At 38.2% G+C, this 26,197-nt stretch carries 25 protein-coding genes and 1 other annotated feature; of the genes, 20 read left to right on the top strand and 5 right to left on the bottom strand.

Features of this window, described 5'->3' with window-relative positions; genetic code table 11:
* Window positions 1–116 precede the first annotated feature (116 nt).
* Window positions 117–260, top strand: a complete 144-nt coding sequence (locus KJS58_RS25670) for a helix-turn-helix transcriptional regulator (RefSeq protein ID WP_213533914.1) — start codon at window positions 117–119, stop codon at window positions 258–260.
* Window positions 261–349: 89 nt separating this feature from the next.
* Here the strand turns inward: KJS58_RS25670 and KJS58_RS16105 are convergent, their stop codons facing one another.
* From KJS58_RS16105 to KJS58_RS16095, 3 genes are all read right to left on the bottom strand, one after another.
* Complete coding sequence (locus KJS58_RS16105; RefSeq protein ID WP_283771294.1) at window positions 350–634, bottom strand: dihydrofolate reductase family protein; 285 nt, start codon at window positions 632–634, stop codon at window positions 350–352.
* Between the two features lies 1 nt (window position 635).
* Window positions 636–1,808: an MFS transporter gene (locus KJS58_RS16100; RefSeq protein ID WP_213533878.1), complete on the bottom strand. Its 1,173-nt coding sequence runs from the start codon at window positions 1,806–1,808 to the stop codon at window positions 636–638.
* A 74-nt stretch (window positions 1,809–1,882) separates the two neighbouring features.
* Entirely contained in the window at window positions 1,883–2,734 is an 852-nt protein-coding gene (locus KJS58_RS16095; RefSeq protein ID WP_213533877.1) for an aldo/keto reductase, read from the bottom strand.
* Window positions 2,735–2,854: 120 nt separating this feature from the next.
* Between KJS58_RS16095 and KJS58_RS16090 the strand changes: the two genes are divergently transcribed.
* Window positions 2,855–3,748: a LysR family transcriptional regulator gene (locus tag KJS58_RS16090; RefSeq protein WP_213533875.1), complete on the top strand. Its 894-nt coding sequence runs from the start codon at window positions 2,855–2,857 to the stop codon at window positions 3,746–3,748.
* 125 nt (window positions 3,749–3,873) lie between these two features.
* On the opposite strand, the gene KJS58_RS16085 is transcribed toward KJS58_RS16090, so the two are convergent.
* On the bottom strand, window positions 3,874–5,133 hold the full coding sequence (locus KJS58_RS16085; RefSeq protein WP_213533873.1) for an MFS transporter: 1,260 nt from the start codon (window positions 5,131–5,133) through the stop codon (window positions 3,874–3,876).
* Window positions 5,134–5,844: 711 nt separating this feature from the next.
* Here KJS58_RS16085 and KJS58_RS16080 point away from each other — a divergent pair.
* The 5 genes from KJS58_RS16080 to KJS58_RS16060 all read left to right on the top strand — a co-directional run bounded on the left by KJS58_RS16080 (window position 5,845) and on the right by KJS58_RS16060 (window position 12,716).
* Entirely contained in the window at window positions 5,845–6,318 is a 474-nt protein-coding gene (locus KJS58_RS16080) for an SMI1/KNR4 family protein (protein ID WP_213533871.1), read from the top strand.
* 441 nt (window positions 6,319–6,759) lie between these two features.
* Window positions 6,760–7,003 (top strand) — a binding site (T-box leader).
* Window positions 7,004–7,113: 110 nt separating this feature from the next.
* Window positions 7,114–8,985 carry an alanine--tRNA ligase gene (locus KJS58_RS16075; RefSeq protein ID WP_213533869.1) on the top strand — a complete coding sequence of 624 codons (1,872 nt, stop codon included), beginning with the start codon at window positions 7,114–7,116 and terminating at the stop codon, window positions 8,983–8,985.
* Window positions 8,986–9,397: 412 nt separating this feature from the next.
* Window positions 9,398–10,816, top strand: a complete 1,419-nt coding sequence (locus KJS58_RS16070) for a stalk domain-containing protein (RefSeq protein ID WP_213533867.1) — start codon at window positions 9,398–9,400, stop codon at window positions 10,814–10,816.
* 177 nt (window positions 10,817–10,993) lie between these two features.
* A complete protein-coding gene (locus KJS58_RS16065) occupies window positions 10,994–11,779 on the top strand; it encodes a copper amine oxidase N-terminal domain-containing protein (RefSeq protein ID WP_213533865.1) in 786 nt (261 codons plus the stop codon).
* 460 nt (window positions 11,780–12,239) lie between these two features.
* Window positions 12,240–12,716, top strand: coding sequence for a GNAT family N-acetyltransferase (locus KJS58_RS16060; RefSeq protein WP_213533863.1), 477 nt, complete (start codon window positions 12,240–12,242; stop codon window positions 12,714–12,716).
* Window positions 12,717–13,112: 396 nt separating this feature from the next.
* Here the strand turns inward: KJS58_RS16060 and KJS58_RS16055 are convergent, their stop codons facing one another.
* Complete coding sequence (locus tag KJS58_RS16055; protein WP_213533860.1) at window positions 13,113–13,796, bottom strand: MerR family transcriptional regulator; 684 nt, start codon at window positions 13,794–13,796, stop codon at window positions 13,113–13,115.
* Window positions 13,797–14,235: 439 nt separating this feature from the next.
* Between KJS58_RS16055 and KJS58_RS16050 the strand changes: the two genes are divergently transcribed.
* From KJS58_RS16050 to phnE (KJS58_RS15990), 13 genes are all read left to right on the top strand, one after another.
* Window positions 14,236–14,568, top strand: a complete 333-nt coding sequence (locus tag KJS58_RS16050) for a DUF3221 domain-containing protein (RefSeq protein ID WP_249717446.1) — start codon at window positions 14,236–14,238, stop codon at window positions 14,566–14,568.
* A 392-nt stretch (window positions 14,569–14,960) separates the two neighbouring features.
* Window positions 14,961–15,911 (top strand): hypothetical protein, encoded by a 951-nt coding sequence (locus KJS58_RS16045; protein WP_213533856.1) that lies wholly within the window; start codon window positions 14,961–14,963, stop codon window positions 15,909–15,911.
* Window positions 15,912–16,200: 289 nt separating this feature from the next.
* Window positions 16,201–16,953, top strand: a complete 753-nt coding sequence (locus KJS58_RS25525) for an IolE/MocC family protein (protein ID WP_249717437.1) — start codon at window positions 16,201–16,203, stop codon at window positions 16,951–16,953.
* A gap of 284 nt (window positions 16,954–17,237) precedes the next feature.
* Window positions 17,238–17,687, top strand: a complete 450-nt coding sequence (locus KJS58_RS16035) for an aminoglycoside phosphotransferase/kinase family protein (RefSeq protein ID WP_213533854.1) — start codon at window positions 17,238–17,240, stop codon at window positions 17,685–17,687.
* Between the two features lie 38 nt (window positions 17,688–17,725).
* Window positions 17,726–18,247: a GNAT family N-acetyltransferase gene (locus KJS58_RS16030; RefSeq protein WP_213533852.1), complete on the top strand. Its 522-nt coding sequence runs from the start codon at window positions 17,726–17,728 to the stop codon at window positions 18,245–18,247.
* An 899-nt stretch (window positions 18,248–19,146) separates the two neighbouring features.
* A complete protein-coding gene (locus KJS58_RS16025) occupies window positions 19,147–19,383 on the top strand; it encodes a hypothetical protein (protein ID WP_213533850.1) in 237 nt (78 codons plus the stop codon).
* Window positions 19,326–19,859 carry a DUF5694 domain-containing protein gene (locus tag KJS58_RS16020; protein WP_306433098.1) on the top strand — a complete coding sequence of 178 codons (534 nt, stop codon included), beginning with the start codon at window positions 19,326–19,328 and terminating at the stop codon, window positions 19,857–19,859. Before KJS58_RS16025 ends, KJS58_RS16020 begins: the two co-directional genes overlap by 58 nt.
* A gap of 183 nt (window positions 19,860–20,042) precedes the next feature.
* Window positions 20,043–20,483, top strand: coding sequence for a hypothetical protein (locus KJS58_RS16015; protein ID WP_213533847.1), 441 nt, complete (start codon window positions 20,043–20,045; stop codon window positions 20,481–20,483).
* Between the two features lie 376 nt (window positions 20,484–20,859).
* Complete coding sequence (locus tag KJS58_RS16010) at window positions 20,860–21,669, top strand: alpha/beta fold hydrolase (RefSeq protein WP_213533845.1); 810 nt, start codon at window positions 20,860–20,862, stop codon at window positions 21,667–21,669.
* A gap of 809 nt (window positions 21,670–22,478) precedes the next feature.
* On the top strand, window positions 22,479–23,588 hold the full coding sequence (locus KJS58_RS16005) for a phosphate/phosphite/phosphonate ABC transporter substrate-binding protein (protein WP_374705822.1): 1,110 nt from the start codon (window positions 22,479–22,481) through the stop codon (window positions 23,586–23,588).
* Window positions 23,589–23,697: 109 nt separating this feature from the next.
* Entirely contained in the window at window positions 23,698–24,498 is an 801-nt protein-coding gene (gene phnC, locus KJS58_RS16000; RefSeq protein WP_213533843.1) for a phosphonate ABC transporter ATP-binding protein, read from the top strand.
* Window positions 24,491–25,306, top strand: coding sequence for a phosphonate ABC transporter, permease protein PhnE (phnE, locus tag KJS58_RS15995; RefSeq protein ID WP_213533841.1), 816 nt, complete (start codon window positions 24,491–24,493; stop codon window positions 25,304–25,306). Before phnC ends, phnE (KJS58_RS15995) begins: the two co-directional genes overlap by 8 nt.
* Before the next feature lie 13 nt (window positions 25,307–25,319).
* Window positions 25,320–26,126 carry a phosphonate ABC transporter, permease protein PhnE gene (gene phnE, locus KJS58_RS15990; protein WP_213533839.1) on the top strand — a complete coding sequence of 269 codons (807 nt, stop codon included), beginning with the start codon at window positions 25,320–25,322 and terminating at the stop codon, window positions 26,124–26,126.
* Window positions 26,127–26,197: the final 71 nt, after the last annotated feature.

Here is a 26,197-nt window from a genome sequence, read left to right as displayed (position 1 = left end):
GTAACTCCATAATTTTCTTTATATTCAATATTGATCCATGAAAAAGATGTCTGTTAAATATGTAAGACATTAAAATTCTAAGAAAACATGAGCATTTAAGAGAAAAGTGATTCTCCATAGAGGGAGAGCTTTTATCTGAACATTCAGAGCTGTCTGTAGGTGAGATCGCGACAATGGTAGGTATGGATTTAAACTATTTTGTGCGTATATTCAAACGAGAGCACGGAATCACTCCCGCCAAATATCGATTCACGGATTGAAAGGTAAAGACGAGAGGTTAGGTATTAAAAATGAGCCTTCAAATCAAAAACGATAAGTACGGGTTTTAACCTACTTATCGTTTCTCACACTAATTCTCTCTCACGGAATAACGAATCCATAATGTTCCGTAATCCAATTCTTCAACGGATTTAAGTTTAAAGGCAATTTCTTTAATGCTGGAATACGGTTCTTTTGCGACGAAGAACCGGTGGGCTTCTGGATCGCCATTTGCGATAGGAGCTAAGATGACACTAACTTCATCAACTAGTCCGTTTTGTACAAAAGACCAATTGATCGTTCCGCCTCCTCCAACCATCATTCGCTTGATGTGAAAGAGGTTGTAGAACTTGTCTAACATCATTTCATAATCAATGTTAACTAGCGCTTTGTTTGGTTATCGAATTAAACATATAGTTTCTTAGTACAATAAATGCTAAACTCAATATCAAAAATAGCATTCCTCCTAATACGATATATTGTGTGCCCATTCCTGATATGATAAATCCCGCTACTGCAGTGCCAATTGTTGTTCCTAAGTTACTACCCGCTAAAAATATTCCATTAGCAAAATCTGGAGCATTTGGAGCAGCAGAAGTAATCCAATATTGACTAACATTATTTCCTATTGCAAATAATATCCCCCACAATACAATAGTGATCATCATAGGGACAGTGAACTTACCTGTGACGAATGACAAAACATGAACGATTCCTAATGCGATTGGAAAAAATGTGGCTGTTTTAATAGCATTTTTAGTAAGTAATTTTCCTCCTGTTAAATTTCCAACTAGACTTGCTAAGCCCAAAACTAGTAATGCAAAAGTTAAGGTTGTACCTGTTATATTGGTAACCGTTTCAAGATATTCCGTGATGAAAGTATTCACACTTGCAGTTGCCGAACCTATAAATACCACGGTTGCTATAGCTAACCAAAAAATCGGCTTCTTCAATATACTTACTTGAGCTCCATATGAAAGTCTTTCTTTAACAGGTAAGGAGGGAACAAATATCAATGTAGCGATGAAGGCAATCGCATTTACGATGGCAAAGAAAACAAAAGTCATTTCCAGTGAACTGGAACTAGCAATATAGTTTGTAATTGGTACACCAAGTACCATCCCTGCAGTTACACCCAAAATCACTTTAGAAACGGCCTTTGGTACTTCTTCCTTACTAACGGACGTAGCAGCTACTGTCAGAGCCAGCGAACAGTAAACTGGATGAAAAAAGGCTGGGATTACACGAGCAAGTAACAATAGGGAAAAGTTATATACAAATATGGAGACAATGTTACCTACAATGAAAATACCCAGAACAAGAAGCATTACCTTCTTGCGGTTGATACCTGAAAACAATAACGGCATGATGGGGCCAGATATGGCTACAGCAAGTGCAAAGAGACTCACTAGCAGCCCTGCTGTAGATACTGTGATATCAAAATGCTCAGCAAGTAAAGGTAATATCCCTACAACTCCCATTTCAGTCGTTAGGATACCGAAAACTCCTACGGTCAAAATTAGGATAAGTAGGCTATTTTGTTTAGTCATTCATTTAGTCTCCTTTGGTCTTTCAATTAAAAAACCGAATCCTATTGGAAATCGGTTTTTTATGATAAATCATATTAAATGTCAAATTTTATCGTACCAAACCATTTGACTAAATCAGGATCACGGTGATTAACGATTAAATGTTCACCTGTATCTAACGTACTGATCTGATTCATGTCAGATTCATCAAGTTCAAAATCAAAAATGTTGATATTTTCAATAATTCTTTCCTTGTGGATTGATTTCGGAATTACTACGATATCTCTTTGAACAAGCCAACGCAAAATAATTTGTGCTACGCTTTTTCCATGTTTATTTGCCAACTGAAGTAATTTTTCATTTTCAAAAATGTTATTTTTCCCTTCAGCTAGAGGGGCCCATGACTGAATTTGTACGTTAAATTCTTTCATAATCTTTTGACTTTCAATTTGTTGCGTAAAGGGATGAGTCTCCACTTGATTAACAGCTGGAACAATCTCATTGTGTTGGATGAGGTCGATCAAACGGTCAGGATAAAAATTACTCACACCAATCGCTCGAATTTTCCCTTCTTTGTATAGTTCCTCTAACGCTCTCCATGAGCCATAGTAATCTCCTAATGGCTGGTGAACAAGATATAAGTCTAAATAATCTAATTGAAGTTTTTTCAAAGATTTATCAAATGCTTCTTTTGCTTCTTTATAGCCTTGTTCTTGAATGATAAGTTTAGTTGTAATAAATAGCTCTTCTCTTGGTACACCACTCCGTTTGATGGCTCTGCCGACTGCCTCTTCATTCAAATAAGCAGAAGCTGTATCAATTAAACGATATCCTGCATCCATTGCATCACAGACTGCTTGTTCGCAAATTTGTGGATCCTCCATCTGAAAAACTCCAAAGCCGATCTTAGGCATCTCAACACCATTGTTTAAAATAACCTTTTGCATACCAATTCCTCCACATTAATTAATTCTGTTTCTGTATTTCATTATAAGTATTAAATTTTTGACAATGAATAGTAGATAAGTTAATGTAGTTTAAACTACAGGTTTATACGGAGGCTTTGCATGTATAGTCGTCAAATTGAAATTTTTGTTGCAGTAGTAGAAAGCGGAAGTTTTAATAAAGCAGCAGATAAATTATTTCTTTCTACAACTGCTGTTATGAAGCAAATCAATTTGTTAGAAGATCAATTAGGAGTTTCTGTTGTAGAGCGATCCAATCAAGGTATTTCATTAACTCCCGCTGGACAATCTTATTATGAAGATGCCGAACGAATCATAAGTCTGTCTCGAAATGCTGTTCAAAAAGCCCGTCAAATAGCTGCTGATTCACCATATATCATACGAATTGGTAGTTCTTTTTTAAATCCAGTTAAATCATTTATTCCTATTTGGAATAAAGTCAGTGAACTTTTTCCGCAATTCAAATTACAAATCATTCCATTTGATGATAATAAAAATACAATTATGGATACGATAAAGTCTCTGGGAACACAGTTCGATTGTATTATTGGTGCTTTTGGTTCAAATCAGTGGTTAGAGCATTGTAATCTTTACCCATTAAGCGAATATAAGCTAAGTTGTGCTGTATCATCAGATCACCCACTTGCTACTAAGGAGATTATTAATTTAGAAGATTTACATGAGGAACATTTAATGATGGTTCGGGCGGGAGACAGCAATCCCAATGATGAATTTCGGGCATATATTGAAGAAAACCATCCAACTATTCAAATTATTGATACCGCATATTTTTATGATATAGAAGTTTTTAACCGCTGTGCACAAACAGGGAGTGTTCTTTTAACGTTAGATAGTTGGGCCAATATCCATCCTTCACTCATTACTATTCCTCTAAAATGGAATGGAACCAGCGTACCTTTTGGCTTACTATATTCCAAAGAAGCCAATGAATCAGTCAAAAAATTTGTCAATGCAATCGCTCAGGTTACGCAATAATCTAATCTTCAGAAAACAAAAGCATACGCATAGGGATCACATTTTTCTATAAAAAAAAAGGCCATCCAGTAAGTTCTGGATAACCTGATCATAAGGTACTACACATCAAGCTGACAAAACAAATATTATAAGTCTAACCTCATTAACTCCTTAATGGATGTGTCTTCTGTATCGTTGGTTCTGTTTTTTTGCAGTGCATTCTTTCGGTACATAAGAGCACCCACGAAGGAAAGGGAAAATCCAACCGATGCATAGATATATAGCATTTGAATTCCTACGGTATCCGCTAGCCAGCCGGATAATAATAAAGATACTCCATATAAAATTGAGGTAAGTGATGATTGGGCGGCAAATAACGGTGGCAGCTCTGAAGCTGGAACGCTTGTTTGGTAAGAAGTACGTTCCGCTAAATCTTTTATGGCTTGGGAAGCCCCAATTGCGAACATGATAAATAGTGTCGCCAGCGGGCTAGTAGAAAAACTGAAGCCGAGTGTTAGTGCAGCAACGCATCCGCTGCCTACAGCTAGCATGAGCCCAAGATTCCACATTCCGTTCGATAAGCGGCTCATAAGAATGCTAATAAGAACGAAACCACCTAAATTAGCGCCGTTCATCCAACCCCACCATACATAACCAACATGTAATCGTTCGCCTACGAACACGAGCAATAGTGCCCCAGCGAATACACCTCTAAATAAGCCTTCCCAAAAATCCATCCATAACAAGACACGTAACTTCGGTAACATAAAATAATTCCGCCATCCATCTTGAAGCGAGCGTCTCCAAGAACCGGCTGGAGTTTGGTGTGTGTTGTTTCTGACTTTACTTATCATGCAGGATGATAAGCAAGCACTACCCAATAGCACAGTTGAAAGGAGCAGCACTTGGCTTGCACCGAGCCAACTGACCGTCATTGATCCGAACGCCCATCCGGCCAGAGAACAAGATTGTACAATACCCGATAGAATGCTGTTCGCTTTGAGCAGCGAAGCTTCAGGTACGGTTAGAGCAACAAGAGACGATCTCACGGGAACCGCCACACCCTCCAGAATAGATATTCCGAAAACTATCCCGACCAATATTGAAATATTGAGATTATCTTCACCAACTAGTAGCATATATATGGTCAGCAAGCTCAAGCCAAGAGTTTGTCCCCCAAGACTAGTAGCAAGTAGACGGTTCAAGCGCAGCTTACGCATGATAACAGGAGCCGATATACTACCGACTGTCATACCAGCAGCTCTGAGGAGTGGGTACAAAGCGGTTATGGTGGCAGAACCAGATACATGGTATAGCGTAACGACAAGCGCTAAAATATACCATGTGTCACCTAAAATAGATAGAGCTTGACTAAGCCAGAGTCTATGAAATGATTTTGTTAGCATTAGACCCATCCTTCCCTATATTCAGTTAATTCAGGAAAAGGAATGAGATTTTACAACGGTCTGCCTCCGATCAAAATTAAAAAGATTTCATCATTGTAGCATTTTACTTTGCAAATATAAAATAAAATAATTTGAACGATTGACGTAATTCGTTTATCTACCTGGTGATACAGTATAGTTTGCGAATTATTAATCCTTTTTCGAGAGCACTATTAAGTGCTACGTGGGCCGATTATGCAAAAATTCTCCCGATTGAGCCGGCAGAATTTTTGTGGTTAAACTATTGTGCAGCTTTAATGTATTTTAAAGAACAATCCGCTGTCATAGGTAGAGAACTGAGTTAAGAGGAGACTATAGTCCAGGCAACACAACTGCAGCCGGCGTATTATGTTCGGCTACGATATATTAATCGTGGTTGATCAGAATTCTATAATAACGTCGATGAGTAGAGCTATACTGTAGGTTAGAAGTGGAACTTGTACATGCCCATAGTGAAACATCTATCGGCCGCATTACGTGGCTTGCTGGAGATGATGACAACCAGGAATAACGAAGGCTAAAAAATTCTATTTCATAAAACCCTATCAGAGTTGTATTGTTATTAACAGTAAGAGACGAACTCGAATTCGTTAGATCGAGGGCCTAATCAATAATATTTTACATCGTACAATGATGACAGGCTTTATCTCACCTATAAAAGGAGGATGTTTCATGGAATCAGCGGCATTAGAACCAATTCGGATTCTTTTGAATCAGGCATATCAGACCGAAATGGGGATGAGCTGTACGCGGGAATCGGAGCAGGCGATCGTTGATTTTGAGAAAAAGTACAACGTTATTCTTCCCGAGTCGTACCGAGACCTATTGCTGTACTACGGTGCCTGCAACTTCGGTGATCCTGCGCTCTATTCCGTACAGGAATTGGACTGGGCGTACCCTGCATTTGTGGAAGCATATCAAGAGTATAAGAGAGAATGCGACCTGCCTGAAGACCTGAATCCGTTCCCGATTGGCGGTTTTGGAGAAGGAAGTATTGCTGTTCTGGAACGGAATTCGGGTAAAGTTTTGATACTTATCCACGACTATGCAGGAGATTATCCATTTCAGGAGGTAGCGCCTCATTTTAACGGATTGATGGAGATGCTGGCCGGTTCTGCGATCTGGGTTCAGGAACAGATGAAATAGTCAGACTAGGTGACAGATTGCTCTTGAATGTATTTGCGTTATTGACAGGCGTAATCTCTTCAAATAATGGTCACATGATGTGAAGAGTCTGGTTTTGCAGACACTCAGAAGTGAGATATACAACGGTGGAGGATGTAACGAGGTAAGTGAAATCGACCTACAGGACATGCCGCTGCATCGGGGTCAAAAGAGGAATGAACGCTATGAAAAAACATGTTGCGATGGTTGATATTGCATAATTGCCATCAAGCCAACAAAAGCTTGGAAGAAACGAACACATGAGAAAGACGGCCACGAAGATCCTTGGCTGTCTTTCTCATGTGTTTTACCTCCGTTTTCTTTTCGGCATCGAGCCTTCAAGGAAAATCATTACCTTATAAAAAATAGTGGAATTAATTTACAGAATAAGTTGAGTGTGATAGCATTGGTTTAACTTAAAACGAAAAGGCTATGATGAGAAATAGTAGCTATTAGGGATCTCACAGAGAGAAGATGGTTGGTGCGAATCTTCATTGATCTAATAGTGAAGCAGTCTCGGAGCTGTGAACCGAACAGAGGAATCTTAGTAGGCTTCAACGGAGTTCCACCGTTATTCAGGAAACAATATCGGAGATATCCCGTATTGATAGAGTGCAGAGAAATCTGAAATTAGGTGGTAACACGGACATAATAGTTCGCCCTAAGTTGACAAGAAATATGTCAGCTTAGGGCTTTTTTGTTTTAATTCTTCTCGTTTGAATATTTGAAAAATATTTTTCTGAGAATTAATAATAATTGAAATGGGAGGTATTGAGCATGGTGAAAATGACACCAGATGAGTTAAGAAAATCATATATTGATTTTATGAAAGGAATAGGGGCTAGCCAAGTGCCCTCTTCTAGCTTGTTACCAGAGAATGATCCCTCAACGTTGTTTACAGGAAGTGGGATGCAACCTATGGTTCCCTATTTATTGGGCGAAAAGCATCCGATAGGTAATGAGATTGCTAATATCCAGAAGTGTTTAAGAACAGTGGATATTGATGAAGTAGGAGATACGTCGCATCTGACATTTTTTGAAATGATAGGTCGATGGGAGTTTAAAGCAGATGAAAGTAACTATAAGAAAAAGCAAATCGATGCCATTTGGAATTGGCATATTATCGAATTAGGGATTGATCCTGGCAGGCTGTATATCAGTGCTTTTATAGGAAGTGATGATTTGAATATACAGAAAGATACGGAAGCCATTCAAATCTGGTCAGAAAAATTTAAATCCGTTGGTATAGAACCTATCATTGAAGATGATCCCTATCAATATGGGGCATCTAGAGGCGGAAGAATATTCCTATACGATGAAAAAGAAAATTGGTGGAGTCGATCCGGAAGTCCATTGGATATGCCTGTTGGTGAACCGGGTGGGCCTGATAGTGAAATGTTCTATGATCTTGAACCAGGCGGTGATTCATTGGATCATCCTGCTTCTGTAAGCGAGAGGTTTTTAGAAATTGGGAACAACGTATTTATGTGTTATAAAAAAGAAGACACAGGATTTGTAAAAATGCAAAATCCCAATATTGATTATGGAGGTGGATTAGAAAGGGTTGCAACAGCCCTTAATGGTGACAAGGATATTTATAATACGGCTTTCTTCCTTAATCCCAAGAAAAAACTGATGGAGTTAAGTGGTAAACAATATACTGACGATTTAAAGTCGTTTAGAATCATACTTGATCATGTGAGAGCGGCTACTTTTCTAATTAATGATGGTGCGGAGCCAGCTAATAGTGATGCAGGGTATATAACAAGAAGGTTATTAAGAAGGGCGATTCGTGCAGGTAAAAAAATAGGTATACAAGGAAGTTTTGTGGGTGAGTTGTCTGAAGTTTATATAGATGAAGCAACAGCTTATGAAGATTTGATCGGTAATAAAAAGAAAGTTATCGAAATCGTAAATAAGGAAGAAAATCTTTTCTATAGAACTTTACAGCAAGGAGAATTTGAAATACAAAAACATCTTAAGAATAAGGGTAAAGTTACAGGTGCAGATGCCTTTTATTTTTACGAAACATATGGGTTTCCCTTGGAGTTGACGGAAGAGTTTCTAACTGAAAGTGGATATAGCATGGAGGACAAGACGTCTTATATAGAGGCGGCAAAGAAACATGCTGAGAAGAGCAGAACTGCTTCTGCGGGTAAATTTAAAGGTGGATTAGCTGAACATTCAACGGAAACAACAGCGCTGCACACGGTATCTCATTTAATACTTGCTGGTTTAAGGGAAGTTTTGGGTGATCATGTTCATCAACAAGGAAGTAATATTACTTCAGAACGATTAAGGTTTGACTTCAACCATGATGAAAAACTTACGCCAGAGCAAATAGCTGCGGTGGAGAAGTATGTGAATGATGCGATTTCGTCAAAAGCAATTACCTATATTTCAGAGATGCCTAAAATTGAAGCGAAAGAAAGTAATGTTGAAGGGAATTTTTGGGATAAATATCCGGATATCGTTAAGGTGTATACAATCAAAGATAACGAAGGGAAAGTTTGGAGTCGAGAAGTATGTGGAGGACCTCATGTAGAAGATACAACAAACTTAGGAAAGTTCAGTATTAAAAAAGAACAATCTTCTGCTGCTGGAGTTAGAAGGATTAAAGGAGTAATTAATAAAAACGCGGAACAATAGCTGATGTTTTAGGATTGCCATTTGTAACAACGTTATGAGTTGCCGGGAATCCAGGATGAATGATAAAGCCGGCACTTGAAAAGGGTTTGACATCGCTTGGCCTTTCCGTTGGCGGTACCGGAGCACCAGTATTCAAAGAAAAAGCAATTCGGATTAAATCCGAATTGCTTTTTTACTGCAAAAGGAATGGGAACTTATAAAAAAACAGAACGAAAAATCGAGCTATATGGTTTATGGTGTATTTGTATGACACTAAATGTCATGTGACAAAAACATTGTAACCACAAATCAATCTTCAGTGTCCTATACTATCGTCTTATGGGCAGTATGGAAAAAAATTGGAGAGCAACTTTTATGAATAATTAACGTCACTATCATTAGACATCAGTAGAAGAGGGGAGATAGGAACGTAATGAATAAGGTTTTATCAGGCCTAGTATTAGTTCTGGTGATCTTGGTCAGCTTACCAGGAAGGGCATATATGGAGCAGGCTTCACTGGACATAAGTTTTCAGGACGAGCAATTGGAGCAAGCAATAAAGCAGATTTTAGAAAAGGACGAGACTGCGGCCGTTACGCAGAAAGATATGCAATCATTAACCTTACTTGATCTTTCAAGACGAGGAATTAAAAGCATTCAAGGCTTGCAATACGCTTCAAATTTGAGATATCTTGACTTGTCCAATAATGAAATTGACGATATCATGCCACTCAAGCCATTGACTAAGATTCGCGAACTTGATATTTCCGGCAATCAGATCGCTTCAATTCAGGATTTGTCCGTTATGACGGATATGGAAATGTTAATAGTAAACCGAAACCAAATTTCGTCGATTGATGTGATCAAGCAGCTTGGGCGTCTGCATACATTCGAAGCGGACGATAATCAAATCTCGAACATTACGGCTTTATCATCGGCCACAGAATTAACATGGTTAAAATTGAACGGGAACCAGATATCGAAAATCCAGCCCTTGAGCAAACTAACCAAGCTAAAAAATTTAGAACTAGCGAGAAATCGGATCTCGGACCTGAGTCCACTTAAGCCGCTATCCAAAAGTTTAATGACCCTTAACATCGGAAGCAATGGAATCTCGGATCTCCGTGCGCTTGAAGGGATGACACAAATGGGGGCTCTTTCCGCGGAAAACAATCAGATCAAGAATCTAGATTCACTGAAAAAAATGGCTAACCTGTCTTCCTTGAATCTAAACTCTAATTTGGTTTACAATCTTGAGCCATTGAAATCCCTCAGCAAACTTCATTATTTATATCTAGCAGATAACCGTGTATGGAATTTGGATCCCATTCGAAATCATACGTTCGGTTCTCCTCATTATGATACGGGAGCAATAAGATACGCGTTGGATTTAAGCGGTAACTATTTGGATCTAAGAAGTACGACCAAAACGTATCAACTTCTCAACAAGTTCGGTGGAGATGGATCCTCCCAACTGGAAGCTCAGCGATTAGTGATCGGGAGTAGAACTGCTTATGTAGGGGAGAGATCCTTTGTGCTAAGCGAAGCCCCGTTTATAGCATCGAGCAGAACATATGTCCCGATTCGTTTTGTCTCAGAGCGATTGGGTTCGAAGGTAGGGTGGAACCAAAGCAAAAAAGAGGTAACGATCAGCAAAGACAACACGACGATCCGTTGGATAGTGAATGAGAAGAAAGCAACTGTAAATGGAGAAACCGTTTCATTTGATGCGACATTACTGTTGAAGAAGAATAGTTCGTTTATACCCGTACGCTTAGTGTCTGAGTTGTTAGGATCCCCCGTAGAATACATGGCAAATCCCAAAACGGTTATCATATTTGAACAAAAATAACTCAGTCAATTTCTGCTTGATCCCTTCGGCATAAAATGCTGGAGGGATAGTTGTAGACTTTATTTTGGTTAAAGTATGAAGGGATTTGATTATCGCTAGGATTAATTAATTCATATAGGATATATGATAGTTTCAAATAATCTAAGGAATTTCATGGAATAACGGGAGGAAGCATCTTTGAAAAAAATAATAATCACACTAACTCTATCTTTAGTGTGCACTTTAATAATCGGTAGTCCAGCGAAAAGCTTCGCCAATTCTTTTACGAATATGGTTGACAACGGAAAAATTGAAAATGGAAGAATGCTAATTCCATTACGTTCAGTTTCAGAGAGATTCTATTCAGAAGTGGTTTGGAACCAGGAAAAGAAAAGCATTACGATTACTCGTGGAAAACGAGAGCTATTGTTGCATATTAATTCTCGCGATGCTTTATTAAATAACGCTGCTTTCAGCCTTGATGTGCCAGCGAAAATTTATAGTGGAACAACTTATATACCAGCACGTGCCTTTGCTGAAGCGTTTGGCGGAACAGCGCTGTGGTCTCAGCAAGAACGAAAAGCAACCATTACGATCGGTCAAGAACAGGTTTATATTTATACAGAGCCGCTCAAGTCTTGGAGAATGAGTCAGGAAAGAATAAATGTACTTAATGAAAAAATTAATGAGGCCACCGATCTCTCAAGCTATTCCCAAATCCGAACACATTTCAGACCTTATTTTACGGACTCATTTATAAACAAGATTATTCACAGTAATGGCATTAAAAATAACGCTATACTAACAAAAATGGCGGATATTACTTACAGCAGTACTACATTAGCGAGAATGCACCAATCTGCTTACTTTGAAAGCGGTCCTATCAACCTCGAACTCGTTGATCGTTATGTATTCTATAAATTTGTTGATAACCAATGGAAGGTAGACGATGTGAACGTGGGCAGACAAATTATTGTGCCATAGTACGGACAAGAGCAGGATTCTGACCAAATGAATTTATATGTCGTTGATGATAACTTAACAGAAGATTTTAAAAACAGCAGATCCACTTGGGTCTGCTGTTTTTGTTCAACTAACGGGCTGGTTAGTTGAAATATATGGTATTACAGTGTATATGTCCCTTGAGAAGGACAACATTGGAGAGTTCCTACGATAGCTTCCATCAATTTGATGGAAATAACCTGTGGTTTTTCTTGGGTTGAATCCATATATGCACTTATCTAATCGAAATTACCCCTCAGTTAGAAGATGTTCTTATTTAGGATAACTGTGCGATAAGTCGAAAATTAAGTTTCTGACTTATGAACATTTGACCCTAACATAATGTCATAGTTCATAATATTTATAGCGCAAGAAAACACTCCGTTACCGTTGTGTAATTCCTCGCTAAAAATGATTGGATATACAAAGGAGAATAAAGGTTATGACAGAAATCAGAGAAGTTCTAAGCTATGAGGAAAAAGTAAGTATTGTTGAAAAGTTGGTTACAGACCTGCCCGATTGGTTTGGTAAAGATACAACAATCACTGACGTTGAGCAAGCGAGCGGCTCTTTCGAGAAAGCTCCGTTCTTTGCTTCTTATGATGGTAATGAAGCGGTAGGCTTCATTAGTCTAAAATTGCATACTCCTAATTCCGCAGAAATTGGAATGATGGGAGTTTTAAGCTCACAGCACGGTAAAGGCATTGGGAAAAAGCTAGTTTTACATTGCGAAGATTTTTGCAAAGAAAATAAGATAGGTTTTTTTATCGTGAAAACAATAGATGAATCAAGCGACAATGAAAGCTACAAAGGTACTAGAGGTTTCTACAAAGCACTTGGATTTGAGCCGATTGAGGTATTTCCGAACTTTTGGGGTGAGGGCTATTCCTGCCTGTATTCTATAAAATGCATTAAATAAGAAAAATAACGTTACCCTCGGTATGGGAAGTGGAACCTGTCAATTAGACAGACTTTTAAAAATAGTATTCAATATCCCCTCGGTTATTAAGACTGAGGGGGTATTTTTTAGTTAAGCTGCTTATCGATATTCGTTAGAGTATAGGCTGTTTTAGTCATTGTTATATTTTAAGCTCATTAGGGTAAACCCCCTAGATTTTCTTATCTAATCGATAAGCGTGTTTTTCTAGAACCCTAACTGTTTTGCCTCATGGTTGGGTTTAGATACCTGTTGTAAGCAACCCCTCACCACCTGAATTAGATCTCGTATGAAATCGAAATCTTTTGAATATTTTTTCTTCTGTCTACTATGATGAGAGCATATCATTTGAGGAACTAGCATTATTCATATACACGACTATAGACGAATTACTCTAACCTCTTGGAACGGCTTATCTATTTTGTACTTGCTTGTAAACATGGCTGTTTCAATAACCAAAAAAGCAGCTGTGTTTTGTAAAACACTCGAAAAAGTATTTTTTGCATTTTCAATCTCTGATTTTGGCGTTACTTTGCAATAATACTCACCGCTAGGGATAACTCTTATATTATCAAGTTTATTTGGTTTTTCTGCTATTTCAGTAAATGCGTACCGCTTTATTCCGTCGGCTGTAATCTCCGCAAAAAGTCCATATTCAAGTAATTCACCCACAGGATTGTAAGGTGTATGATTAGACTTTAGCAGTTCTCCAAACACATCATCATCAAACCCACTAACTGGCTTAACCAAAAAATATTTTTCATGGATTTGCCTTATGTAAATTTCTCCTTGTGAGTGTTCGTCTGCCTGCTCTATTCTTTCCTGTACGCTAACAATGAATCGCAGAGAACGCTCCACGGCTGAAAGTTTTTGTTTAGCGATTTTTTCTCCAAAGCTAAGAAGTGCGGAGTAGTCTATTATATCGCCTGTCATGTATTTTTTTAGTTCGCTTAACTGAATGTCCAACTGAATGCAGATTTGGATTAATTCAACTAAATAGATTTGATCATAATCATAATAGCGGTAGCTTGTATCGGGATCTATATAGGCAGGTTTTAACAAACCAAGTCTTTAATAATACCGTATCGACCTCACGCTTGCGCCTGTACTCTTGGACAGCTCTCCGATAAATAGCATATTGGATTTTTTCATAAGTCACCTCATAAAAAATATAATACTACTTCATAATTAAAATAAAAAGACAAGATAAATGTAGGTGATCGTCTTTTTTCAGGAGAGTAAAAAAGGAAAAGGAACTAATATAGTTCAAAAACTATGATGCAAAAAAGTTCTTGAAGAATCAAGTTATTAAGCTAACGGTAGAACGATAGTTCAAAAAGAACAAGTAACCAACCCCGATCAACAGACCGGTTGCTTTTTCTTTATGCTATTGGGCAGTTTAACATGATTTTACATCACTTCTCGTTTGCAACCAATTCTTCTCTTAACTCGTTCATATTTATATAAATACTTAACATGGAGGAAGATCATTTTGAATAAAATGTTTGTTTTACTCGTATTCGTACTGGTACTGGCAACAGGATGTTCATCCGACAATAATAGTGAATCAGACGAGCATTGGACTCATAAAGAGGGTTTTGTTGTTGCGAAAGAAGACGGTAGAGTCCTGGTGGTGCGTGACAGGGTTGATCATATTGAAGCACCACTTAACGAAATATTGGAAGGCGCTCAGCCGAATGCAATCTGGCTTTCAGTGGACAAAGAAGGTTTTGATGCTGTTTCGGTAGGTGACCAAGTGAGCATAAATATCCCTAACGGGGCGATAGACCAATCCTATCCAGCTCAGGCGTCGGCGGACGTGATCAAGAAATAGAAACTCCGCTAACGAAATTGTCAAAACACAATGACAAGAACTTGATAACATTCCCGACAGATGACAAGAACATTCTACACTCCTGATATGATTTCATCGACGGCGGTAAATAAAGATGATTAGACACCTTTTAATTAAACTAACCGGCAGGAAAACATAGCGCGTATTTAGTACCGATTCTTCTGATGAGTGAAAGAATATGCAAAAAGACTGCCAGATAAGTGGCAGCCTAAACGCGAGAAGATTGCTATGAATTGGACAGACCTGTGATCCTGCCGCGTTATCTTTTGTCCTAATTTAATTATACCAAAGACGGGGAGTAATTATCAGTCTGTTATAAGTTTGAAGTAGTATGTATAATCCATATATTCCTTCGAAGGGACTGGTGGAAAATGGATATTTATGAAAAGTTTAATCAACTAGTTAACGCTAACGATAGTATCGAAATAATTGACCTCCTTCATGATTTCAAGAAATCGAAAAAGCTATCATTAGATGAAGAAGGCTGGGTATATTGGAATCTTTCCGATAACTATGCTTTACTAAGGAACACGAATGATTTGTACCAGAATCACTTAGAGTTTGTTAACTGGGGGAAGACAGCATTATATCCTGAAAAACTCCACTGGTTAGTATCAGACGCTACACAAGCATTAACTTTGTCCCTAGGCGACCATTTCAAGGATTGGACTGAATGGTATCTATACGCCTGTACACATTCGAATAGATCGCGTGAAAACCGGGCTGTGCGCTTTGAAAGTCATCGAACCGCTGCGGCATCTTCATTAACATTAAAAAATATACAAGTACTCGATATTGCTCTTGAAAATATGCTGAGGTTAATTCATGAGGACGACACTTGGCAGAATCTTCTTTTCTCAAAAATTGCATATTTTTCGTTACTCTTGGAACGGAATTATTTACATAAAGATGAAGAGGGGATAAATTCAATCATTTCTTGTATATATCAATTACTTCCAGCAGAATTGGATGAAATTTGCTCGATAGAAAATGTTGAAACAGCACCACCATTGTTGGGAAGTTGGAGTCAACTAAACTATTCCCGGACTTCAAAGCGATCATTACTCATCGCTCTAAATAATTTGGGATGCTCATTTACTAGAATAGAAAAACATGAAGATTCTCTAAGGATGTTTGGACTTGTGTTAGATAACGGACATAAACTGAACTCTTACGGTCTTGCAAAATACTTATCTTCACTATGGATAACAGAAGGAGATAAAGACACTGTTATGAACCGATTCTTGGAGATAAACGAAACAGGTCAAAGCTTTTCTGATTTAACAAATTTTGAACCTGGATTAAAGGAATTAGTCGTTTAAGATAATTACGGACGTTTCAAAAAATGTACTGAAAACGTTACGCTAACTGTAAAACATTAGTTGAACACAGTAGGGAGCAGCTTGCCAGTTGTAGTTGCTCCCTTTTATTAATGCAAACAGCAGGATCGTTGGATTTATCATGTAACTCATTCTTATTCTTCAACGTTGTTTATAGTGAACTATGTTCCTATCTATCAGTAAGGTGATACAAGAAATTAGAAACATGCTTGTTTCGCAGCTAAAATGGAAGCGAAAAATGGGTGTATGCTAAAAAAGGCGGGGACAAATTGTGAATAGAGTTAGTTTATATGCTTTTTCATTTCTTTTATTATTTTTAACTATCGCTTGTAGTCAGGAATCAAGAATAGACATGAGCGATACACTCGTAAAATCCGAGGATTATTTTAGGGAACTTGAAGAGATAGATACAACAGCATCTGCATTTGATGGTAAAAAGGAAGTGAAATTTAGGCTTATGATTGATGGACATCCATCAGAATCTGAGGCTTCTACTTTATTCAATGACATAATGGACGTAATTGCTAAGTATTCAAATTCTGATGTTTGGGATTATTATAATGGGTATTTTGATATAAAGAATTATGACAATGGTGTTATTTACGAAGGTACAAAGCTAATTGGAGAGGATTTAAAAGTGCAGTTAGCTATTATGACCAATAACTATAAATTTATTGGAGAAAGTGAACATTGGAAAGCTCAATACTCTTATAAAGGAACGGAAAAATGGGAAGAGGAAGGCAGAAGAAAAACTTATTCTAACGAAGATAGTTATGACTTCATAATAAAATATAAAGGTCCTTTAGAGGAGTTGTCTTCATTACAAAAACTTAAATACTCTTACGAAACTATTAGTAGTAGTGGAGATAGCACAAGAGAATTCACGGAACCTCCATTAACTGATACATTTTCGTCTTCAGGAAGTTCAAAAGGTGGAGCAAAAGTTGCTGAAAATGAAGTTATAAAAGTTAATGTAACATGGGATGACCTTGAGGAGTCATTTAAACTTCATAATAATAAGTAAATTTATTACGCTAACGGTAAAATGATAGTTTAAAATACTAAGAAAGCAGCTGATCAATGTGATCGGCTGCTTTTGTTCAACTTACGGGCAAATAAACATACATACATGTCGGGGGACAAGAACATAGTCCCATTACTGATTAGATAAATATCTAAAGAAGATTCAACTATTTCATTGAGCTAATGGGGGAGTAAAGTTTAGCTATAATCGACTTTTATCACCATAAAATAAAGGTTACTTGGTAAAATTGTGAAGTTAAAATTACATTAACTGGAGTGGATATTATGCTTTCTGAAGAAGATTATGCGAAGGTAGCGAAAGAAGCTTTACGTCAATATCCAATCGTTTGGGAAAAACTTGTGTATCTCGGAAAGAGTGATAATGTTACATTTCAAGTTCAGACCAACGATGATAATCAGAAGTTTCTTATCAAAATCCATATCGCAACGATTTCCATTCAATCAAAAGGGAATATCGCATCAGAGCTTATTTGGCTTGAATCTTTGGTTAAAGATACAAATCTCGTCGTACCTGCCCCTGTCAGAAATCTTCAAGGTGATCTGGTAACAGAAATATCAACTGATCTTAGCGAAAATACAATCATGGTGACTATTTATCATTGGATTAATGGAAGCGTGCTTAAGGGTTTCAAGAGACTGGTGAAATGGAAGATGGCGAAGTTTTACTTAGTTATCATGATACATGAAATGCGTTGTGTGCGGCCTATTATGTGATGTATAAGGAACCATATTAAGATCTAGGAGATGAGATGATGAACACGAAAATTCAAAAAATAACCGAAGCTGACCAAGAATGTTTTGTAAACATGTTTAATTATTATCTTTATGAGTTGTCTGCTTACTCGTTGGAAGATATCGGAACTAACGGTACATTCGAAATGGATGACACATCGCCATATTACCAAGATGAACGGCTACATCCCTATTTCATTAAAGTTAATGAGAACCTCGTCGGTTTTATACTAATTACTTCCCCTCCTTATGTTGCAGAAGGGGTGGACTATTCAGTGCAAGAGTTATTTATTCTGCCCAAATATAGAGGCATGAAAATTGCCAAAGAGGCGGCCATGCGCATATTCAGACTTTTCCCAGGCCGGTACGACGTAGGCATGTTCAAATCAAATGCGAAAGCGGTTAAATTCTGGACAAATCTGCTCTCGTCGCTCAATATTGCTGCCGATGTGAAAGAAGGAGTAGTCGAAATTGCAGGAAATACATTGTCGACGATGGCTTTGACATTTGTAATTCAAAGTGAGGTAGATAGCCATGATTAAGGTGTCGATAAAAACGGATATATCCGCCGAGCAATTCTATCGAGAACACGGATGGATTCTTGGGCTACGATGAGCGAGTGGGGGGAACCGGCGTATCTAGAGCAAAAGATTGGCCATCATCATGCACAAGTAGCACTTACTTCTAGCTATTAGAAATTATTTGGAGTTAGATAAAGTGAATGATATAAATTATGAGAAGCTCAGGCTCTTATTTTGGGACCTCTAGCAAGATAGTAGCAAAACCGCATTGCTTTATTATAACCGCTTCTGGAACGGGAATTAGAGCGCCTGATCAATTGAATTCTGCTGTTCTTCGTTGCGCTTCAGCGAACCAGGCTAACATAAAGACAACAAATATGTAGTCCAAATGGATCGTTCATGCAGAACATTGCAATCTAAAGAGTTTAGTTAAAGATGACCCAGAAGAAATAAAAGTATTTCACTCAAACAAATCTGATAATAGGCAGGATTATTTCTCTAATCATTTCCAAAGAGAATTACTGCAAGTTACTTCTGATGCTGTTCAATAAGTTGTAAAGCGATTATTTCAGGAGCCACTCCAACAACATAAACGATGTATCACTCAATTAGTGGGGCTACGAAAATCGGATGAAGCTATTGAATTTCCTGAACTGTGTCCTTATGCCTATGCTTATGTTTTTTGGAGAAAATCAATTTTAAAAGAGGAATGTCGGGGGACAAGAACTTGTACCGATTACCGAAATGGACAAGAACATGGTCCGATTACCGATTAGATAGATATCTAATTAAATTTTACAGCTTTTTCATTAAGCTAACCGGCAGAATAGTGTAGCAAATCACACGTCGCTGGAAGGGATTTACTTGTTGGAGGCGAATAGCTATGAATTAGTTATTTGAAAACAGGAGAGTTGGTAAATATGAGGAGCAAGCCAGTTGTGTTAGTGATGGGTGTTTTCCATTTTCGATATGTAGATGACATCCTTGAACCCTATCGTCAGAAAGAAATTCAAGAGTTGTCGCAGCGGATAGCGGAGTTTCGTCCTACGAAGGTGTGTGTGGAGGAAGTTCTAGAGCGAAATGATGAGCTTAATAAAGAATACCAGAAATTTCTTTCAGGGGATTCAGAACTATTGGCAGAGAGATTCAGCAATTAGGATATCGTATTGCTCGTGATCTAGGACACGAGCAAATTTATGCGACTGATTACATGCATCTGGATCAAGCGGATAAAGACTTATTGGAACGTGGCTTTGAAGAAGCAGAAAAAAAACAGCCTGAGCTATACAACGAATCGAACGAGTGGGTGGAACGACTACATAAGATGTTCAAACCCGGAACAGTGCTAGAAATGATCCGTAATAATAACGATGATGAGTTAAATGCTTTCGATCATCAATACTATATTCGGTACAGAGCACGTTTCGGTGAATACCCAGATTACATCGGAAGCTTCTGGTTGCGTTGGTGGTATATGAGAAACTTAATTATTTATTCCAACATTGCTAGATTGGCTACAGAAGATGATCGGATTCTTGTCATTTATGGAAGCAGTCATAATTATTTACTTAAGCAATTCATCCGTGAGAGTGGATTATTTGAATTGGAACACATTGATAGGTATCTGAACTAAGATAAATTCGACCTTACAACAATCGGAACCTATGTTTATTCAGCTAACGGGCTATTTGATTGATGAAGTAAACTAAAAGGCTGAGATGAGACATCAGTCAGCGTTACCCAACAAAGGTAGTTAAAAAAGAACCTATAATCAACAAGACAATGTTGTAGTCAAAATATAGGGGAGAAATTTAGTATGGAATACAAGAAACTAAATCGATTACTGAAATTAAGTATGCTTATCACGGGAGTGTTAGTTGTGCTTAGTGGTTGCTCCTCAACAGCAAAATGGGAGGAGGAAGTTACTGATTATGCTCCTTATATTGTAACATCAATTACAGTGAGTCACTCGCCTAATAACATTCATACAATTGACCTGCAGGAGACGAGTTCGAAAGTTGTGGATGTGAAGGATAGGAATGTTCGATATGCTTATTCTTCTTTGCGTATATATTACGGGAAATATGCTTCGCCATTGAAAAACTTCAAAGAGTTTGATGATTTTGATTTAGATTCTCTGGATAGATTTGATATTACATGGCTGGATGACTCCATTGCCGAGATTGGGGTTTATCGATTTACTGAGAACAGGGAAAGAGTTTTGCAGGAAACCATACAATTGGACGTGACGAAATGAATGATTAGTTCCTATGCAATTAAAAAAACATATAAATGAATTTAATTACAAGAAGTAAAAAGTAGCTGCTCAAAAGACTGGCTGCTTTTTAGTCCTTATAGCCATCTACAAAAGAAGTGATATATACTAAGTTTTCTTCTTTTGCTCTTGATTACTCAACACCGGGTAATATATTTTGGTTATAGGTTTTTTTCTTGATATTCCGAAAATCTAACATGAAAATAATCTGCGAGGATTGAATCAATATGAATAAGAAAAGGACATATTTATTGTTTTTTGTCATTATATTTTTTTTTGTAATTGGGTGTATATATCAGAAGTATGGGGTTGAGAATGATATGAAACTACTAATTCCACCAGGGAAAATGGACATGCTATGCATATATACTCTCAAGGAAGTCCTGATCGTCCTTATACAATAGTTTTAGCAGCGGGAAGTGGGACGACCTCACCATATGCAGACTTTTATCCACTTTATAGTCGAATTGATAAAAAGCAAAGAGTCATTTTGTATGAACGTCCAGGTTACGGATGGAGTGAGCCCTTACATAAACAGCAAAATGTCGACAGTATGGCAAAAGAATTGCATGTATTATTAAGCAAATCTGGAGAGAGCGGACCTTATATTTTACTTGCCCATTCAATGGGCTCATTAGAACTAATCAACTACGCTATGCTTTACCCCAATGAAGTAGCAGGTGTCGTCCTCATTGATGGGATAAGTCCCGAGTATGCCATGGGTTTCGAACAAACAGTTTTGATGAAGCTGGGATGGGGTGCTATGAGTCTTGCAAAGAACTCTGGTATTTTAAGAGGACTCAGCAAGTTGGGGATTACAGACGGGTTGTTCGTCGATATAGATGGTCTCCCTGAGGATTTAAAAGAGATTAAAGTTGCAATGGCTTTAAACAATTTGAACAATCTTGATATGAAGCTGGAAATGCAATCAATGTCTGAAAATGGTCGCTTGCTGAAGGAGAAAGGGAACTTGGGTGATTTACCAATGTTAGTTATCTCTGCGACCAACAATGGATATAAGAACTGGGAACAAACGCAAAGTGAACTATTGTTATTATCTTCAAGAGCTACACACGTTGTTTTTCCAAATACGAAGCATTATATACACCATGTTAAAAGTGAACAGATCATCGAAGAAATCAAGAAGTTTATAAAAGATTTAAACTAAAAGAATAAATAATACTAAAAATAAAAATAAGAAAGGGAAAACTAAGTTTATAAATCGATTTACATACATATGTACAAAATACGGGTTTTGTGAAAATGTATAAGGAAAAACGCTTATAGATGATTATTCATCATTAAGTTCGATTATTTTTGATACTTAACTTATAGATCCATTAAGTTCGATTATTTTTGATACTTATAATCCTAATATTATTATTTATTAAAAATCAATACATCATCTAAATGTGATCATTGATATTCTAACTACGACGACAAAGTTACTCTTCAATCATTATTTCCATTACTTTGATTTTTCTTTATCAACCTCTGATTTTCATCACTTTTATTAACTAATACTCGATTCGACCTAATTAGCATCCTTTGATCTTTTTAAAATCCACTAACTCAATTAAACCAGCTACTTTACTCTAATACTATTAAATTCTACTATATATTTTCTGATCAGCTCACCTCATTAATTATTTTACCATTATTTACAAATTTATATTCACTGCATCTTCTGCATCTCCTTTTATGACCTACCACATTACCCTCCTCAAAAATCAAAAAAGCTGCAACATGATCCGACCAATTCTCACTTCAATTACTTGGATTATTAACTACATGTTAAAAAACATCATAATCCCATCCTATTTGACAAAACAAAGGATATTGCCGCAAATTTTATCATTGGTTTGATATCTCCTTTATAAATTACGAACAAAGAGATTATACAATGAGTTTGTCTTTCAAATAGCGAGCGTCTTCCGTCCGCTTTTGAAAATTACAAATATAATCGGGGGTAATGAATTGAAAAAAAGAATCATGCTTTTCACGTTATTCACTTTAGTCATGGCGCTGATCGCAGGTTGTGGAACCAGTAGCAGCAGTAGTTCGCCGCAAAACACATCTTCCCCGGCCTCTTCATCTTCAGGTGCTGATAACAACGAAACATCGGGTGATACAGGTACTGAATCAAAGGATATTGAGAAGCTGAGAATCAGTTTTGTTCCATCCAAAGATCCAGAGGATATTATTACAGCAACGGATCCACTAAAAGACTTACTAAAAAACCAATTGGCAACGGAAGGTTTCAATGTTGGAGAAATCAGCATTGATGTAGGCACTACATATGAAGCCGTAGGTGAAGCATTGACTGCAGGCACGACAGATATCGGATTTGTACCCGGTGGAACTTATGCTTTATATGATGATGGAGCTGACGTTATTTTAACGGCAACACGAGCCGGATTGTCTAATGACTCTGAATTAGCTAAAGACTGGAACGATAACAAGCCAACCGAACCGACAACTGACCAGGCAACGTATTATCGCTCCCTATTCATCGCAGGCCCTTCGGCTAAAGGACAGGCATTAGCTGAAAAAGTCAACAATGGCGGAAATCTGACATGGGAAGATGTAAACGATGCGAATTGGGCGGTGATGTCTACCTCCTCCTCTGCTGGATATATCTACCCTACCCTATGGCTGCAAGAAAACTTTAATAAAAGCATTACTGATCTAGCACACGTGGTTACATCTGACTCATACGGCAGCTCCTTTGCCCGTCTAGCAGCTAAACAAGTCGATGTTATTGTAGCCTTCGCAGATGCAAGACGTGACTACAGCGAACAATGGACGAATGAATTTAGTCGCCCTAGCTCGATTTGGGATGAAACCAATGTAATCGCCGTAACGGATGGAATTTACAATGATACGATCAGCGTTAGTAAGAACAGTTCTGTTATGACGGATGATCTTAAAAAAGCTCTTCAAAATGCGCTCATCTCCATCGCACAAACGGAAGAAGGCAAAAAAGTAATTGCAGTCTATAGCCATGAAGGTTATCAAGCAGCACAATCTTCAGACTATGATGCTGAAAGAAAAGCTCAAGATATTATTAGAGAAATGAAAAACTAATAGAGCATAAATCAGGTAAGCATCAGCTAAAAAAGCGAGAGCATCGTGATTTTTAAGATGTTCTCCTTTTCTGCTTGGCAGCTTAAGACTATAAGATTGGAGTTTTTCCATGATCGAATTTATGAATGTACAAAAGACGTACCCGAACGGTACAACCGCTCTGAGCAACATAAATCTAAAGATTGAACAAGGTGAGTTTGTAGCCGTCATTGGTTTATCCGGCGCCGGCAAGTCGACACTGATCAGATGTATTAATCGGATGCACGACATTACAGAAGGACAGTTATTAGTAGACCATGTGGATGTATCGAAGTTACGCGGCAAACAAATTCGCCGTTTCCGAAGAAGAATTGGGATGATTTTTCAATCTTTCAATCTCGTCAATCGAATAAGTGTAATAAAAAACGTGCTCGTCTCTTTCGTACCGGATCTATCCATATGGCGTAAGCTGACCGGCATTTTTACGAAAGAACAAAAACTTCTGGCATTAGAGGCTTTAGATAAAGTTGGGATTTTGGATAAAGCATATATCCGTGTAGATCAGCTATCCGGCGGACAACAACAGCGGGTTGCGCTTGCCCGTACACTCGCCCAAAATCCAGACATCATACTTGCGGACGAACCAATCGCTTCTCTTGACCCGGTAACTTCTAAAATTGTGATGGAAGATTTCAAGAGAATCAATCAAACCATGAATATCTCCGTGATCATGAACATCCATCATGTAGAGATCGCTCTGGAGTATGCAAACCGCATTATTGGGGTTCGTGAAGGAAAAATTGTATTTGATGGTGCGCCCACTGAGGTATCAGAGCGAATTTTGAACAACATTTATGGAAATGTCTCTGATGCTGAAGAGAAGAACGAAGAAGTTGCATCTACGTTAGAGGTGGTTTCAGGACATGTATGATAAACTCTTCCCTCCAAAAAAGCTGGTTCTGGCAAACGGAAAAGTCATCATGGAGAAAAGATCACGGCTCCCCTTCATATTCCTGATTCTTGCCGTCTTAACAGCGACATCCACCCAACTGACTGATTTCGATATTCAAATGCTCTTCGACCGGATCAATCAGTTTTTTATTATTATAGGCGAGATGGTTCCTCCAAAATGGAGTTACTTTCCTCACCTGTGGGATGCGATGATCTCAACCTTGCAAATGTCATTTTTAGGATCTATTATTGGCGCTGCTCTGGCTCTTCCGTTCGCCATGATGGCTTCTTCTAACGTCATTCGTAATAAATCCGTCGTAGCTGTATTTAAAATCATGCTCAGCCTGCTCAGAACGCTGCCTACGCTAGTAACGGCGCTGATCGCTACCTATGTGTTCGGTTTAGGCCCGATGGCAGGACTGGTGGCCATTATGCTCTTTACCCTCTCCTATGTCGGTAAATTAGTATATGAACAGATCGAAAACGTCGATATGGGATCTTTTGAAGCGATGGAATCGATTGGGATGAACCGTGTGGAGGCCTTTCGATATTCGATATATCCGCAGGTGCTCTCTCGTTATCTATCTACTTCCTTATTTTGTTTTGAAGGAAACGTGCGATACGCGGCTATTCTCGGATACGTAGGTGCTGGGGGAATTGGTCTGCTGATCCATGAAAACATCGGCTGGCGAGATTATTCCAGGGTGGGAATGATTATTTTATCGCTTATCGTCACCGTATTTGTAATTGAAACGATCAGCGAGCATTTCAGAAAAAAGTTAACTTGAGGAGGCTAATTTGATGACAACAATAGAAAGGCAAATGCTGGCTTCCCCTCGAAATCACAGGTATGTGCTAACCGTTACGGCTATTGTGCTTATTCTGTTCGTCTGGTCTTTAAACACAGTAAGCTTTAAAGACATGAATCAGAATGGATTCGTGATCGCGCTGAACATCCTAAAAGGATTGGGCAGTCCAGATCTAGAGCTGCTATTTAGCTTATCGAAACAAGGTGTCATCTATTTACTTATTCAAACGACAGCCATCGCTTTTTTGGGTACCCTTGTAGGTGCAGTGCTTTCTGTTCCGCTCGCTTTTCTAGCGGCCTCCAATATTGTACCGAAACCGATTGCTTGGATTACAAGACTACTCCTCATTATGATTCGAACCATTCCAGCGCTGGTCTACGGTTTAATGTTCATCCGCGTGTCCGGACCTGGACCATTCACAGGTGTGCTTACCATAGGACTCACTTCGATCGGAATGTTATCGAAACTCTATGTCGACACCATTGAAGAGCTGGATAAGAAAGTACTAGAGTCGATGACCTCCCTAGGCTGTACAACCTTTGAAAAAATCCGCTTCGGCATTTTACCGCAGCTGTTCTCATTATTCCTATCGGTTACGATCTATCGGTTTGACATGAATATGCGTGAAGCATCTATCCTCGGATTGGTTGGAGCTGGTGGAATTGGAGCACCACTGATCTTTGCCATGAACAGCTATAGATGGAATCAAGTCGGCTCGATCTTGATCGGTTTAGTGATTCTAATTCTCCTTATCGAATGGGTATCAAACCGCCTTCGTTCCAAACTCATCCATGGATAAGTATTGTTCAGCAGTGGTTATTCTTCATCAAAATAGACAGCAAAAACCTCCAAATCCATTGGTTCCATGGT

Source organism: Paenibacillus sp. J45TS6, from assembly GCF_018403285.1.
Taxonomy (GTDB): Bacteria; Bacillota; Bacilli; order Paenibacillales; family Paenibacillaceae; genus Paenibacillus.
The sequence above is the reverse complement of the archived record's forward strand: the minus strand, read 5'-3'. Positions and strand labels throughout refer to the sequence as shown.